This is a genomic window from Paeniglutamicibacter quisquiliarum (genome assembly GCF_019084045.1).
In the GTDB taxonomy this organism is placed as follows: Bacteria; Actinomycetota; Actinomycetes; order Actinomycetales; family Micrococcaceae; genus Paeniglutamicibacter; species Paeniglutamicibacter quisquiliarum.
This window is the reverse complement of the sequence record NZ_JAHRED010000010.1, coordinates 76,298-91,024: the sequence shown is the minus strand read 5'-3', so window position 1 is coordinate 91,024 and position 14,727 is coordinate 76,298. Positions and strand designations below refer to the sequence as shown.

General features: G+C 61.9%; 14 protein-coding genes. 3 read left to right on the top strand and 11 right to left on the bottom strand.

What is annotated here, in order from left to right; translation table 11 throughout:
- Nucleotides 1-27: 27 nt before the first annotated feature.
- On the bottom strand, nucleotides 28-504 hold the full coding sequence (gene coaD / locus KRR55_RS16770) for a pantetheine-phosphate adenylyltransferase (protein WP_217390455.1): 477 nt from the start codon (nucleotides 502-504) through the stop codon (nucleotides 28-30).
- Nucleotides 505-618: 114 nt separating this feature from the next.
- Between coaD and KRR55_RS16765 the strand changes: the two genes are divergently transcribed.
- Together KRR55_RS16765 and KRR55_RS16760 are read left to right on the top strand one after the other, a co-directional pair.
- The gene (locus KRR55_RS16765) at nucleotides 619-1,830 is read left to right on the top strand and encodes an aminotransferase class I/II-fold pyridoxal phosphate-dependent enzyme (protein WP_217390454.1); all 1,212 of its coding nucleotides are present in this window, start codon (nucleotides 619-621) and stop codon (nucleotides 1,828-1,830) included.
- Nucleotides 1,758-2,612: a spermidine synthase gene (locus tag KRR55_RS16760; protein WP_336245149.1), complete on the top strand. Its 855-nt coding sequence runs from the start codon at nucleotides 1,758-1,760 to the stop codon at nucleotides 2,610-2,612. The genes KRR55_RS16765 and KRR55_RS16760 overlap by 73 nt, the downstream gene beginning before the upstream one ends.
- Here the strand turns inward: KRR55_RS16760 and rsmD are convergent.
- From rsmD to KRR55_RS16740, 4 genes are read right to left on the bottom strand one after another with little or no spacing between them, the layout of a single operon-like run.
- Nucleotides 2,574-3,173 (bottom strand): 16S rRNA (guanine(966)-N(2))-methyltransferase RsmD, encoded by a 600-nt coding sequence (gene rsmD, locus KRR55_RS16755; RefSeq protein ID WP_217390452.1) that lies wholly within the window; start codon nucleotides 3,171-3,173, stop codon nucleotides 2,574-2,576. The two genes, KRR55_RS16760 and rsmD, sit on opposite strands and share 39 nt — an antisense overlap.
- 7 nt (nucleotides 3,174-3,180) lie before the next feature.
- Nucleotides 3,181-5,394, bottom strand: coding sequence for an ATP-dependent DNA helicase RecG (locus KRR55_RS16750; protein ID WP_217390451.1), 2,214 nt, complete (start codon nucleotides 5,392-5,394; stop codon nucleotides 3,181-3,183).
- On the bottom strand, nucleotides 5,384-6,346 hold the full coding sequence (locus KRR55_RS16745; RefSeq protein WP_217390450.1) for a DAK2 domain-containing protein: 963 nt from the start codon (nucleotides 6,344-6,346) through the stop codon (nucleotides 5,384-5,386). The genes KRR55_RS16750 and KRR55_RS16745 overlap by 11 nt, the downstream gene beginning before the upstream one ends.
- A 22-nt stretch (nucleotides 6,347-6,368) precedes the next feature.
- Entirely contained in the window at nucleotides 6,369-7,415 is a 1,047-nt protein-coding gene (locus KRR55_RS16740) for an LCP family protein (protein WP_217390449.1), read from the bottom strand.
- A gap of 149 nt (nucleotides 7,416-7,564) precedes the next feature.
- On the opposite strand from KRR55_RS16740, the gene KRR55_RS16735 reads away from it, so the two are divergent.
- A complete protein-coding gene (locus KRR55_RS16735) occupies nucleotides 7,565-8,032 on the top strand; it encodes a DUF3515 family protein (RefSeq protein WP_217390448.1) in 468 nt (155 codons plus the stop codon).
- 85 nt (nucleotides 8,033-8,117) lie between these two features.
- On the opposite strand, the gene KRR55_RS16730 is transcribed toward KRR55_RS16735, so the two are convergent.
- The 6 genes from KRR55_RS16730 to leuC all read right to left on the bottom strand — a co-directional run bounded on the left by KRR55_RS16730 (nucleotide 8,118) and on the right by leuC (nucleotide 14,666).
- Nucleotides 8,118-9,242, bottom strand: a complete 1,125-nt coding sequence (locus KRR55_RS16730; protein WP_217390447.1) for a D-alanine--D-alanine ligase family protein — start codon at nucleotides 9,240-9,242, stop codon at nucleotides 8,118-8,120.
- Nucleotides 9,239-10,270: an NAD(P)H-dependent glycerol-3-phosphate dehydrogenase gene (locus tag KRR55_RS16725; RefSeq protein WP_217390446.1), complete on the bottom strand. Its 1,032-nt coding sequence runs from the start codon at nucleotides 10,268-10,270 to the stop codon at nucleotides 9,239-9,241. The genes KRR55_RS16730 and KRR55_RS16725 overlap by 4 nt, the downstream gene beginning before the upstream one ends.
- A complete protein-coding gene (locus KRR55_RS16720; protein WP_217390445.1) occupies nucleotides 10,267-11,040 on the bottom strand; it encodes a lysophospholipid acyltransferase family protein in 774 nt (257 codons plus the stop codon). The genes KRR55_RS16725 and KRR55_RS16720 overlap by 4 nt, the downstream gene beginning before the upstream one ends.
- A 19-nt stretch (nucleotides 11,041-11,059) precedes the next feature.
- Nucleotides 11,060-12,388: a UDP-N-acetylglucosamine 1-carboxyvinyltransferase gene (murA, locus tag KRR55_RS16715; RefSeq protein WP_217390444.1), complete on the bottom strand. Its 1,329-nt coding sequence runs from the start codon at nucleotides 12,386-12,388 to the stop codon at nucleotides 11,060-11,062.
- Between the two features lie 202 nt (nucleotides 12,389-12,590).
- Nucleotides 12,591-13,199 carry a 3-isopropylmalate dehydratase small subunit gene (leuD, locus tag KRR55_RS16710; protein WP_217390443.1) on the bottom strand — a complete coding sequence of 203 codons (609 nt, stop codon included), beginning with the start codon at nucleotides 13,197-13,199 and terminating at the stop codon, nucleotides 12,591-12,593.
- Between the two features lie 9 nt (nucleotides 13,200-13,208).
- Nucleotides 13,209-14,666, bottom strand: coding sequence for a 3-isopropylmalate dehydratase large subunit (leuC, locus tag KRR55_RS16705; RefSeq protein ID WP_217390442.1), 1,458 nt, complete (start codon nucleotides 14,664-14,666; stop codon nucleotides 13,209-13,211).
- Nucleotides 14,667-14,727 lie beyond the last annotated feature (61 nt).

Genomic DNA, 14,727 nt, shown 5'->3' with positions numbered 1-14,727 from the left:
CTAGCGGCCCAACGAACCCGTCGTCCTTCAGGGCGTGTTAGATCGCAATCTCTTTAGGACGGTCCTCGGAAGGTAATCCGCGACGTCGCCCCCCAGCGACTGGACTTCCTTGAGCAGCGACGAGGACAGGTGCGTGTAGCGGTTGTCGGCAGCCAGGAACACGGTCTCCACCCCTGTCAGGTGGCGGTTCATCACTGCCATCGGAGTCTCATATTGGTAGTCGACTGTGGAACGAAGGCCCTTGACGATGGCATCGGCACCATGGAGCTTGCAGAAGTCTGCAAGCAAGCCATCCCCCATGGGTTCGACGCTGACACCGCGCAGTCCCCCGATGGTTTCGCGAACCATTTCCAGGCGTTCATCCGGTTCGAAGCGGTACTTCTTGGCGTAATTCGTTGACACAGCCACGATGACTTCATCAAAGAGGTTACTGGCACGGGCAATGATCTCAACATGACCATTATGGATGGGGTCAAAGGACCCGGGGCAGACGGCTCGACGCATACCCTGAAATCTACCAAGCAGATTTCGGCAGGGCTGCCTCGTTCGGCTGGATGACTCAACGTGTCGTTTTCGACGTGCTTGCATGTGGACCACCAAGGCACGGGATAATGAACCATGTCCACATTTGATTTCCCATGGCAGCGGATGGCTGCCGGAGCCAATTTGCTTTCCCCCGATGGCGAACTCGGGATCACCATCTTTGAGGAAATCACCACCCTCGCCGTGAAGCACGAAGCCATAAACCTGGGGCAGGGATTCCCTGATGCAGATGGTCCACGGATCTTCAAGGACATGGCCGCCAAGGGAGTATCCGGAGATCTCAACCAATACGCACCGGGCTCGGGAATCCTGCCCCTGCGCAAGGCCATCGCCAATCACCAAAAACGCTTTTACGGGCTGGATGTGGATCCGGGGACCGAAATCGTTGTCACCACGGGTGCAACCGAAGCCATTGCAGCGGCCGTGCTCGCATTCATTGGGCCCGGAGACGAGGTCATTACCTTTGAACCGTTCTATGACTCCTATGGAGCGACGATTGGATTGGCAGGAGGCATCCACAAAACTGTGCCCCTGAACGCACCGGATTTCCAGCCGGACATCACGGAGCTACGCGCTGCCTTCACCGGGCGGACGCGCATGATTGTGCTGAACAATCCCCACAATCCCACGGGCACCATCTTCGGCAAGGAGCTGCTCGCTGAAATCGTTGCCTTGGCTGCCGAACATGATTGTCTCATCGTCTCCGACGAGGTCTACGAGCACCTCACCTTTGGCGTTCCCCACATACCCGTGGCCACGTTGCCTGGCGCATGGGATCGTACCCTGACGATATCCTCGGTCGGCAAGACGTTTTCGTTTACCGGATGGAAGGTCGGCTGGGCCACCGGGCCGTCCCACCTGGTCGCGTCCGTTCGCACGGTCAAGCAGTTTCTGACCTACTCCTCCGGTACGGCATTCCAGCCCGCGGTCGCGGAAGCCCTGGATTCCGAGACGGCATTCTTTACCAACTTTGCCGAGGACCTTGGCAAACGTAGCGAGGTGCTGGCCAAGGGGCTCGAGGCAGCCGGCATGACGGTCTACCGGCCGCAAGGCACATACTTTATCGTCGCCGACGTTGCACCCCTTGGCTTTGACAATGCCTTGGATCTGGCCCGCCGGATGCCTGAATCAATTGGCGTGGCAGGAATTCCGTTGTCCGTCTTTTGCCACGCAGAAGGTGCCGAACGCACGCGAAGCCTCATGCGGTTTGCGTTTTGCAAGAAGCCGGAGCTGCTCTCGGAAGCTGCAATCCGCCTCTCCCGACTCTCGGCCAAGGTGGGTGGCTGATCGTGGTGAAGCGTGCAAGCCGTTGGCTAAGCAATCTCGGGGCGCACGCCACCTTGGAGGAAGATGCATTCGTTGCAGGCGCCTGGGTATTGGCACTGGGCGGAGCCGAGCAGTCACATGTGAACGTCGACCACCCGGGCGAGATCTTCTACGAATATCTTCGGCGGCTCGCCAACCACGTCGACGAGCATTCGGAGCCCGGACGGCCCCTGCGGGTCCTTCATCTGGGGGCCGGGGCATTGACCTTGGCCCGCTATGTCGAAAATACGAGGCCCGGCAGCGTTCAGGTCGCCGTGGATTTGGAGAGGGAGCTGCTCGATTTTGTCCTTGACGCACTGCCCATGGCTGATGCAGGAAACCTCAGGACTATTATTGGGGACGCCCGAAACGTCTTGACCCATGAATTGGCCACCGAAGAATTCGACATCGTCGTTCTGGATATCTTCAGTGGATTCGGCGCGCCCCGGCATTTGACGGTCCCCGAATTTTATGCGGAAATGAATGACCTGTTGCGCCCCGGCGGCCTCGTGTTGGTCAATGTCGGCGATGATCCACCCTTTGCCTTCGCCGACAGCCAGATCGAGGCGATGTCGCAAGTCTTTGCCACCGTTGTTGCCAGCGCTCCCACGGAGATCTTCTCCCGGAAGTACCCGGGAAACATGATTCTGGCGGGCACCCAGGCGCGGCTCGACCTTACCGTGGTGGACCGCTTGCGGGCTGCCGGCCCGCACCCGGGGACGGTCCTATTCGGCGCCGAGCTCGACGGGTTCGGCAAACCATAGTCGTGTTTCGCCGTATTTCTTCTCGGCAAACCTCTCCAGCCCGGCAGGCCACGTGGGCTCGGCGGATCGCGAGGATCTTTCCACCACAACCGTTGCCCCCACTTCGAGGACGAGCGAAACCTTTTCCAGGGTTTTGGCCAGCTCTTCTTCGGTCAGCGGGTACGGCGGATCCATGAAGACGACGTCCCACGTCCTTCCGGCGCTTGCCCCGTGGACCGGGGCAAAGGAGTCGAGGACGGAGTCCACCGAGCCGCGGCGAACGCTGACCAAGTCGTTGCGCAGCGCCTTGTTGACGATTCCGGCGTTGGCCTGGCAGACAGCAACGGCCTTGGGGGCAAGCTCCACCAACAGCACCGAGCGGGCTCCGCGGCTTGCAGCTTCGAGGCCCAGGGAACCGGCGCCGGCATAAAGGTCAAGGACCCGGGCGTTGGCAAGCACATCGTAGCTTTCCAGCCTAGAAAACAAGGCTTCCTTGACCCGGTCGGTGGTTGGCCGGGTGGAGTCCCCCGGAACGCTCTTAAGTGGAATGCCTCCGGCGGCGCCGGCCACGATGCGACTCATTGTGGATCTATCCCCTTTCCAGGAATGCTTGCATGTCTTCGTCTACCCATTCCTCAACGGCCGCCTGCAACCCGGGATAGGATCCCAGCCCGGCTTCGCCATCCACCACGGACTCGGCCGCTTCCCTGGCGCGGGCAATAAGTTTCGCGTCCTTCATCACGCGCAGGACCTTGAGCGTGGAGCGGGAACCGGACTGGTTCGCCCCCAGGATGTCACCTTCGCGGCGTTCATTGAGATCCGATTCCGCTAGCAGGAATCCATCGGTGGTGGATTCCACGGCCCGCAGCCGGGCCACCGAAGGGTGCTCGGCGTCCAACCAGGTGGCCATCAGGCAAGTGCCGGGCAGCCCTCCACGCCCAATGCGGCCGCGCAGTTGGTGTAGCTGGGATATCCCAAAGTTTTCTGCATCAATGATCACCATGAGTGTGGCGTTGTGTACGTCCACGCCAACTTCGATCACCGTCGTTGAAACCAGGATGGAGGCCCGCCCACTGTCAAACGCCTGCATCGCCTCGGCTTTTTCCTCGCTGGGCATGCGACCGTGCAAGGCCCGGATCTCCGTGTTGGCGAAGATGTCCATGGACTGAAGCAATTCCATCATTTTTTCCACGGTCATGGTGGCTGGCCTGGCCGGACCGTCGTCTCCCGCTGTGTTGGGCATGGGTTCTACGGGCATGGGCAGGTAGTCGTCTTCGAGAACCTTCTCGCTGATGCGCGGGCAGACCACGTAAACCTGGTGTCCCTTTGCGGTTTCCTCGACCATCCGGGCGAAGAGCCGCTGCTGCATGGCGGGGAGTTGCAGCGGTACCAGGTGCGTGGCAATCGGTGCCCGCCCGGGAGGGAGCGTCCGCATGAGGCTCACCTCAAGATCTCCAAAGACTGTCATCGCCACGGTGCGTGGAATCGGGGTGGCGGTCATGACGAGCATGTGCGGCGGCGTGTCGGCCTTGGACCGCAGGGCATCGCGTTGTTCCACCCCGAAGCGATGCTGTTCGTCCACCACGACAAGTCCGAGGTCGACGAAGCTGACCATGTCCGAAAGCAGGGAATGCGTTCCCACCAGGATGCCGGTCTCACCGGAAGCTGCACCGAGGAGTACGCGTTTGCGTTCCTTGGCCCCTGCCGAACCCGTCAAGAGGTCAACGCGCGTGGCCCGGGGGTCGGAGCCCAGCTCGCCACCGGTTCCCAGGGAGCCAAGGAGCTTCTTGATGGACTGGTGGTGTTGTTGGGCAAGCACCTCGGTGGGTGCCAGCAGGGCGGTTTGCCCTCCCGAGTCGATGACCTGCAGCATGGCCCGCAATGCCACCAGGGTCTTGCCCGAGCCAACCTCGCCTTGGAGCAGGCGGTTCATCGGATGGCCACGCACCAGATCCTCTGAGATTTCCATGCCGGCCAACACCTGGCCGTCGGTGAGGGTGAACGGAAGTGTCTTGTCGAATGCGGCCAGGAGCCCGTCGCCGGTGCCCCGGCGGGCAATGGCCGGCTGCTGCAGGCGGTGGACCCTGCGCTGGGCAAGGGCCAACTGGAGCAGGAATGCCTCTTCGAAGGCAAAACGCTTTCTTGCCGCATACCCTTGGGCGACGGTTTGCGGCCTATGGATATTTTCGTAGGCCACGACCCGGCCCGGAATACGCTGCTTTTCCAGGACCGATTCCGGAATGAACTCCGGGAACCCCAAGGGGTCGACCCCGGCCAAGACCATTTCCATGATTTCCCGGATCTTCTTGTTGGGAAACTTTGCGGTGGCCGGATAGATGGGAATGGGACGCGGGTCGGCTCTCTCCGCGGTGTCGAGCAGGGAATACTCCGGGTGGGTCAGTTCCATGTGGTTGCGGTAGATGGTGACCTTGCCGCTGAACATGGCGGTGGACCCGACCTGCAGCTCCTTCTTCGCTTCATAGCCATTGAAGAAGGTCATCCGGAGCGTCGACTGCTCGGGACCGAGTGCGTCGCTGACAACAACCTCCAGCAGGAACCCCGAGCGTGAGTGCATGCGTCGCTGGTTCACCGTCTTCACTTCGGCGACGATCGTGACGTCTTCCCCGACGGGAAGCTCCGAAATTTTCGAGAGTTCGCCGATTTCCATGTAGCGGCGGGGGAAGTGTGAGAGCATCTGCCCCACCGTGGTATATCCAAACGCCGTTTCCACCTTGCGTGCCGAAGCTGCGCCAAGGACGGTGTTCAGTGGCGTATCGCTGGTGAATTCCGGGCTAGCCGTCATGGGTGCAGAGATCGGTCACCGAAATATTGACCGGGGAACCGATACCTCGAATGACACTCAAGGCGCTCTCGGCCTCGGGCACATGCACGTGCACTCGCCAGCGGTATCCGTCCTCGGTGGGGTTGACCGGGCTCATAATGACGGAGTCGCCAATCGTGTCCAGTTGTCCCCGCAAGGTGGCTGCGCCCAAGGCGTCGAGGCTGATGGTGCACATGACCTCGACACCGGTGTCGTGGGAAACGTTTTGGTGGATATGCGGGTCTTGGATGCCGTACCCGTGCAGTTTGGAGTATTCGTCGGGGTCGATGGCCTGGCCCAGCAGGGCTCCACGAAGCTCATCCAGGATGATCAGCATCCCCACCGCACCGGCGTCAACGATCTGGGCGTCGTGCAGCTGCCCGAGTTCGTTCTCCGTTGCCACCACGGCTTTTTCCGCTGCAACGCACATCGCCCCCAGCATCTCAACGAGCGCGGCCTTGCTCTCCGGCTCGAATTCACTCGTCCGGTGCGTTGCCCTGGCCGTGTCGGCAACGACCTGCATGACCGAGAGCATGGTCCCTGACACCGGGTCGCTGAGGGCGGACCATGCCCTGACCTTGCCGCGTTCCATGGCTGTGGCCAGCACCGGGGCGGTGATCCGCTCCACGCCGCACAGGGGTTCCGCCAGACCTGCCATGAACACCGCGAGCAACGTCCCGGAGTTTCCACGTGCCGATTCCATCGCGGCGCGCGAGGCCATGGTGAGAAGCTCACCGATGTTCTCGGTTTCCAGCTTGGAAATCGCATCGTGGGCACTGCGGGCCGTGAGGTAGAGGTTGCTGCCGGTGTCCCCGTCTGCAACCGGAAAAATATTGATCGCGTTGAGGCGGTCGCTATGGTTTCCCAGGCTCTTGACCATCCGCTCGAGCCACGTGGACATGGCATTGGCATTGGCGTGGATTTTTTGGTTCATGGTGTGAGTGATCACTTGATCCTTAGAGACCGTTATCCTCTACAAATTGTCCCACCTTGTCCTGCTTCAAGGCTTCCGCATATTCGCCAATCACGTCCATGTCGGGAACGACGATGGACTGGCCGTCCGCGGAGCGTCCGGTTCCGCTGTTGGGAAGCGTGAAGAAAGTCATGTCGCCGGAGCGGACCTTGGACATCGAACCGCCCAGGGTCGCGACCTTGACCGCGTCCAGTGTTTCGTCGACGGCGACGTAGGGGGCGAATTCCTCGACGGTCGCGGAAATCTTTCCGGGGTCGGTCAAGGTTTCCTTCGACAGCAGGGTGCTCATGATGGCCTTGACGAAAAGCTGCTGGTTGCGGACTCGCTGGTAGTCGCCGTCCTTGAAGGCGTAGCGTTCGCGCACGAACGCCAGTGCCTCTTCGCCGTTCAGGGTTTGCACGCCCTTGGGGAAGAAGAATCCGTTGGCAAGATTCTGCTTGAAGGCGATGGGATTGTTGATTTCCACCCCGCCAAGCGCGTCCGTCAGGCCCTTGAAGCCCTCAAAGTCGATGGAGGCGACGTGGTCGATGCGCGTGTCAAGCAGTCCCTCGAGGGTTTGGACGGTCAGCGCGACTCCCCCGTAGGCGAATGCTGCATTGATCTTGGCCTTGCCGTGCCCGGGGATATCCAGCCAGGTGTCGCGCATGATCGAGGTGACGTATACGCCTTCTCGATTCGCGGGAATGTGCACCAGCATCATCGTGTCCGAGCGGCCGCCGTTGGGCAGCTTGGCAAACTCGTCATCGCCTTGGTTCGTGGCCCGGGTGTCGCTGCCCAAAAGCAGGATGTTCACAGCGTCCTTGGCCGTCTCGGCCTTCTGCGGCCGCAACGTTTCCTCGGGAAATGCGTCGGGCAACTTGGTGGTGCCGTTGTCGAAGCTGCGCGCAAGCGAGAACAGGTACCCACCGGCCACCAGCAATGCAATCAGGACCAGCGCCACGGCACCCAGCAAAATCATCAGGCCGGTGCGCTTTTTCTTTTTCGGCTGTTTGTAGCCGGTGTCCTCAAAGGACCCGTTCAAGTGTGTCATTTATGCCTCTCAAGCAAATACTCCTTTACATCCTAGTCATGTCGCGGGACAGGTAGGCTGTTTAAGTGCCCAGATTGATTTTTACCAGCCCAGATTCCTTGAACTCACAGCTCTTTCCCAGCGACGAGGCTCCGCGCAAGGCGGGTCGCGTGAAACTGGCCACGGCCATCGCTGCATCGCTCGCCGGCGCCATCGTCCTCACGGGCTGCTCCCCGATCGCCAATGTCCAGCCGGCGGATGACGCGGGCAATCCGTTGTGCGCCGAAATGATGGTGGTGCTTCCCCCGGAAATCTCGGAGCAGCAGAAGCGCCAGACCAACAGCCAGGCGACCGCCGTCTGGGGAGACCCTGCGCAATTGGTGCTTCGCTGCGGGGTCACTCCCCCGCCTCCGTCAACCGACCCGTGCGTCAGCGTCAATGGCGTTGACTGGTTGGCCAAGGAGGGGGCGGAATCCTGGACGCTGACCACCTACGGCCGGACGCCGGCCACGGAACTGGTCTTTGATCCGAATGTGATTCCCTCGAGCACCGTCCTGGCCACACTCTCGTCCGCGGCGTCCAAGATCCCGCCGCAGCGGACCTGCACGTCGGTAAGCAAGACAGTGGACGTGCCCTAGACACGGTTTCGGGAACACCAATGAGGGGTCGTTCGGCAAGCCAAAAAGCTTGCTGAACGACCCCTCATTGCTGCCCGCGGCGGGCTTAGCGCAGACCGGTCTTCCGGCCCAGTCCCAGGAGGATCAATTCGTCAATGAGGTCCGCATAGTCAAGCCCGGTCTTGGACCACATGTGCGGGTACATGCTGGACGGCGTGAACCCGGGCATGGTGTTGATCTCGTTGATGATCCACTTGCCTTCGGGCGTGTAGAAAAAGTCAACGCGCGAGAGCCCTTCGGCGTTGACCGCGTCAAAGGCCTCGGCCGCCAGTCGGCGCACTTCATCGGTGGCCCCGGCGTCCAGTGCGGCCGGGCAGCTGAGCTGTGCCGCGGCCCCGTCCACGTACTTGGCGTCAAAGTCATAGAACGTGTGGCCGGTATCATCAACAATGATTTCCCCGGGCATGGAAGCCCGTGGAGGCAGCGAGCCCCGGCCTTCAAGGACACCGCATTCGATTTCACGGCCAATGATTCCTTGTTCCACGATCACCTTGGGATCGTGGATGCGGGCGGCCTCGATGGCTGCCGGCAGCGCGTCGGGGGTGTCCACCCGTGAGATGCCCACGGAGGATCCGGCCCGTGCGGGCTTGACGAATAGCGGGTACTGAAGCCCCTCGACCGACTTCAGGCATGCAGCCTGGTCGCGTTCCCAGTTCTTGTCCGGGATGACAACGTACGGTCCCACCTCGAATCCGGCGGCCTCGAAGACCACCTTCATGAAGTGCTTGTCCATGCCGATGGCGCTGGCGGCAATGCCGGACCCCACGTAGGGGACATCCACCATTTCCAGCATCCCCTGCAGCGAGCCGTCCTCGCCGAAGGGGCCGTGCAGCAGCGGGAACACCAGGTCGATGTCGCCCAGGCTGCGCACGGCGTGGTCGTCGTTCGAGGCAAGCAGCTCGTGGCTGCCGGGTTCTCCGGTCAGCCGCAAGACCTCGGAACCGGCCGTGACTTCCGGCTTCTGGCTGTTGGCCAGCGACCAGGTGGTGACGTCCTGGTCCACCAGGGTCCAGGCGCCGTCGCGGGTAATGCCCACGGGGACGACCTCGTACTTGTCACGGTCGATGGCCTCGAGGACCCCGGCAGCGGTGACGCAGCTGACGGGGTGCTCGGAGGAACGCCCGCCGAAGAGCAGCATGACCCGGGGCTTGTGCGCGTTCACTTGACTCATTTGAGCTCACCTTCAGACTTTAGTTGACGCCCCAACAGGCGTGCTCCCATGTTCTCCACGCTCAGCGTGCCTTCCAAAACCATGACGACTGCCTCGGTGATGGGTACTTCTACATTGTGGCGCGTGGCCAGATCCAGCACCGCCCGGCCGGATTTGATGCCCTCGGCGGTCTGTGACATGCGGTCGTTGACCTCGTCAAGGTACAGGCCCTGGCCCAGCAGGCGACCTGCGGTGTTGTTGCGCGACAGCGATGAGGAACAGGTGGCCACGAGGTCGCCCAGGCCGGCGAGGCCGGAAAGGGTTTCATAGCTTCCACCCAAGGCCAGGGCAAGACGCGTGGTCTCGGCAAGTCCCCGGGTGATGATCGAGGACTTGGTGTTGTCTCCCATGCCCAGGCCGTCGCAAATCCCCACTGCCAGGGCGATGACGTTTTTGGCAATCCCGCCGATTTCAACGCCGATGACGTCCGTATTGGTATACGGACGGAAGTAGTCGGTTGAACACAGGGACGCGATCCAGGTCGCGGTGTCGATGTCCGAACAGGCGACCACGGAGGCGGTGGGCTGCTTGCGGGCAATTTCCATGGCCAAGTTGGGTCCGGACAGTACGGCAATGTGTTCCGGGGAAATTTCGACCTCGGCCGCAATCACTTCGCTCATGCGGGCGTCGGTGTCCCGTTCAAGACCCTTCATCAGGGACATGAGCACGGCGTTGGGTTCCAGGAATTCCTTGAAGGAATGCAGTTGTTCGCGCAGGCTCTGGGCCGGCACCGCCAGGACCACCAGTTCGGCTCCGGCAAGGACCTCGGCCGTGTTCGACGAAGAGGTGATGTTGGAGGGCAGGACGGTTTCACGCAGGTAGCGGGAGTTGGTGTGGCGGGTGTTGATTTCCACCGCAACCTCGTCGCGGCGGGCCCAGATCATGATTCCGGTCCCTGCATCTGCACCGGAGTCGGCCAGCACCTTGGCAAAGGTGGTGCCCCAGCTTCCAGCGCCCATCACCGCGATTTTCCTTGGAGCGGGCCTCATGAATCGTTTTCCTTCGTTTGCTTCGGTGACGAACCGTTCTCGAAATTGCGTCCCTGGGCAGCCTGGCCGTGGTCGGCCGGATCCCACAAGACCTGCGGAGCCGTCTCGCCACGCAGGACGGCAACGTCAGTGGCGATGGCACGCATGATGCGTTCGGTGGCCTCGGTGAGCACGGTCCGCGTCAGCGGCTTGTCCCGCAGGTCGTCGAGGTCCACCGGGTCCCCTGCAGTGACCGTCACATGGCGGCGCGGGAACAGCCTGATCCCCTTGGCGTACCGGGGAAACAGCTCCTGCGCTCCCCAGTGTGCCATGGGAATGACCGGTGCCCCGGTCTGCAGGGCCAACCGGGCGGCACCGGTTCGCCCACGCATGGGCCACAGGTCCGGGTCCCTGGTGAGGGTGCCCTCGGGGTAGATGATGATGACCCCGTTGGCGTCAAGGACCTCCCGAGCCGTCTTGAGCGACTGGGACGCGCCGGCGGAGGTCCGGGCCACCGGAATCTGTCCGGTTCGCCGCAGCAGCGTGCCGAGCACCGGGACCTTGAACAAGGATTCCTTGGCCAGGTAGCGCGGGTAGCGCTTGCTGCTGTAGATCGCGTGGCCGACAACCAGGGGATCGATTTCCGAAACGTGATTGGGGCAGAGGATAAACCCGCCGTCGGGCAGCTTGTCGAAGTCCCGCCATCTTCGGCCGATCATGAGATTCATGACCGGACGAACGATTCCGGCCGCTATTGCAAACGCGGTTTTTGTCCCGCGAGATTCTTTCATGCAGGTCAGCCTATGCGGATCAGGCGATTTCGTTCATCTCGACGCGCGCACCCAAGTCAGTGAGCTTGTCCATGAACTTTTCGTAGCCGCGGTTGATCAGTTCGATTCCGGTGACATGGCTGGTGCCTTCGGCGGCAAGTGCGGCAATCAGGTGGGAGAACCCGCCGCGCAGGTCGGGGATGTCGATGTCAGCCCCGGTCAACAGGGTCGGCCCGGTGATGACGGCGGAGTGCTGGAAGTTGCGCTGGCCGAAGCGGCAGGGGATGGCGCCGAGGCATTCGCTGTGCAGCTGGACCTTGGCTCCCATTTCCACCAAGGCGTTGGTGAAGCCGAAGCGGTTCTCATACACGGTCTCGTGAATGATGGAAACGCCGGTGGCCTGGGTCAGTGCAACGACCAGGGGCTGCTGCCAGTCCGTCATGAATCCGGGGTGGACGTCCGTTTCAAGGATCAGGGGTTTGAGCTCTCCGCCCGGATGGAAGAACCGAATTCCACCATCCGTGACCTCGAACTCCCCGCCAATTTGGCGGTAGGTGTGCAGAAACGCCGTCAGGTCGCGCTGCGCCGCGCCCTCGACGTAGATGTCGCCGTTGGTGACCAAGGCGGCCGAGGCCCAGGATGCGGATTCGTTGCGATCCGGCAGTGCCTTGTGGTTGTAGCCGTTGAGGCGTTCGACGCCGATGATGCGAATGACCCGGTCGCGACCAACCGTGATGATGGCACCCATTTTTTGGAGCAGGGAAATAAGGTCAAGGATTTCGGGCTCAATGGCCGCGTTTTCAACTTCCGTGGTTCCCTTGGCGCGCACGGCGGTCAGCAACACCTGTTCGGTGGCGCCAACGCTCGGGTACGGCAGGGAGATCTTGGCACCGGTCAGGCCGTGAGGTGCCCGGATGCTGGTACCCAGTGGACCTGCCTTGTCAATCTCGGCCCCGAAATGCCGCAACACGTCCAGGTGGAAGTCAATCGGGCGGTCACCGATCTTGCAGCCGCCGAGGTTCGGAATCAGGGCCTCGCCCAGGCTGTGGAGCAGCGGGCCGCAAAAGAGGATGGGGATACGCGAGTCGCCGGCGTGCGTGTCGATCTCGTTGCTGGTGGCCGTCTTGGTGCCGCTGGGGTCCATGGTCAGGTCGCCAGTGGCTTCGTCCTTGGTGACGGTGACGCCGTGGATCTTCAGCAGACTCGTGACAACGGCCACGTCCTTGATCTCAGGGACATTGCGCAAGACAGAGGGCGAATCCCCCAAGAGAGCAGCAACCATGGCCTTGGGAACCAGGTTCTTGGCACCCCTGACGGTCACTTTTCCCTTGAGTGGCACGCCACCATGAATCGTTAGGACTTTCGCCATGAACTTGAGTACCTCACCAAAATTGTTAGGCCTTCGAAAACGAAGGAAAGACTTAGCAAGCATACAGCCCCCGGCATTGCCGAGGGCCGCATGGCTCATGTAACGCTGGTCGCGCCGCGGCGGACCTTGCCCGCCTTTTCCCCGGGAATCCGGGGATGATCAGCGGCAACTACCGCCCCTCGGGCTGGCGTTAAGCGGACAGCTAAGGCTGGGAATAGCGTGCCGGAAGCGTGGTCGGCTTGAATGCCGGACGCTGGGCTTCAAAGGCCGTGATCTCTTCCTCATGCTGGAGTGTCAGGCCGATGTCATCCAGGCCCTCCATGAGCCGCCAACGGGTGTAGTCGTCAATCTCGAAAGGGGCAATGATGGATCCGCAGGTGACGGTGCGGGCTTCGAGGTCCACGGTGACTTCAGTTCCCGGGTGGTTCTCGATTTCCTTCCAAATCAACTCGATATCGCTTTGTGCCACCTCGGCGGCGACCAGCCCCTGCTTACCCGAGTTGCCGCGGAAGATATCGGCAAAGCGCGAGGAAAGGACGGCCTTGAAGCCATAGTCCTTCAGGGCCCAGACGGCATGTTCGCGGGAGGAACCAGTGCCGAAGTCAGGTCCCGCCACCAGGACCGAGCCCTTGGTGAAGGGTTGCTGGTTCAGGATGAAGTTGCCGTCCTTGCGCCAACCTGCGAAGAGCGCGTCTTCGAATCCGGTCCGGGTGATGCGCTTGAGGTAGACGGCAGGAATGATCTGGTCCGTGTCGACGTTGCTTTGGCGCAGCGGGACGCCGATTCCGGTATGGGTGGTGATCTTCTCCATGATGAATCCTTAGGCTACTTTTGCGGAAGAGGAAGGGGCGCCCAGGTCGGACGGCGAGGACAGGGTCCCGCGGATCGCCGTCGCGGCGGCGACAATCGGCGAAACCAGGTGGGTGCGCCCGCCCTTGCCCTGGCGACCTTCGAAGTTGCGGTTTGAGGTTGAGGCGCAGCGTTCGCCTTCGGCGAGCTGGTCGGGGTTCATGCCCAGGCACATGGAGCAGCCGGCAAACCGCCATTCCGCACCGAATTCCTTGAAGATCTTGTCCAGGCCCTCGGCCTCGGCCTCGAGGCGGACGCGTGCCGATCCCGGAACCACGATCATGCGGATGTCGGGATCCTTTTCCTGCCCCTGGATGATGCTGGCGGCGGCACGCAGGTCTTCCATGCGGCTATTGGTGCAGGAACCCAGGAAGACTGTGTCAACGCGGATTTCCTTCATGGGGGTACCGGCTTCCAGGCCCATGTAGTCAAGAGCCCGCTCGCACGCGGCACGGGCGTTTTCGTCTTCGAAGTCTTCGGGTGCCGGAACCTTGTCGGAAAGCGAGACGCCTTGGCCGGGGTTGGTGCCCCAGGTGACGAAAGGCTCCAGTTCGTTGGCGTCGAGGAACACCTCGGCGTCAAAGGCTGCGCCCTGGTCGGTGGCCAGCGTGTCCCATTCGGCGACGGCTGCGTCCCAGTCTGCGCCCTGGGGTGCGTGCGGGCGGCCGTTGATGTATTCGTAGGTGATTGCATCCGGGGCAATCATGCCTGCGCGGGCGCCGGCCTCGATCGACATGTTGCAGATCGTCATGCGGGCATCCATGGACAGTGCGCGGATGGCCGAGCCGCGGTACTCCAGGACGTAGCCTTGTCCCCCGCCGGTTCCGATCTTGGCAATGACGGCCAAGATGATGTCCTTTGCGGTCACGCCCGGCTTCAGTGTTCCCTCAACATTGATGGCCATGGTCTTGAACGGCTTCAGGGAAAGCGACTGGGTCGCCATGACGTGTTCGACCTCGGAGGTGCCGATGCCGAACGCCAGGGCGCCGAATGCACCGTGGGTCGAAGTGTGGGAATCGCCACAGACAACGGTCATGCCCGGCTGGGTCAGGCCCAGCTGGGGGCCCACCACATGGACAATACCCTGCTCCTTGTCGCCGAGGGAGTGCAGGCGAACACCGAACTCGGCGCAGTTCTTGCGAAGGGTTTCGATCTGCGTGCGGCTGGTCAAATCAGCAATCGGCTTGTCGATTTCCAGAGTCGGGGTGTTGTGGTCCTCGGTGGCAATCGTCAGATCCGGACGGCGCAACTGGCGCCCGGTGAGGCGGAGTCCCTCGAATGCCTGCGGGGACGTCACCTCGTGAACCAGGTGCAGGTCAATATAGATCAGGTCGGGCTGGCGAGATCCGCCCGTTCCCTCGCCCTTGCGCACCACGTGCGCGTTCCATACTTTTTCGGCCAGCGTCTGTGCTGCCTGGTGTGCGGCCATGACCGACTCCCTCACTTGATAAAAATCCTATGTGACAACTCTTCCACCCGTGCGCACGTAA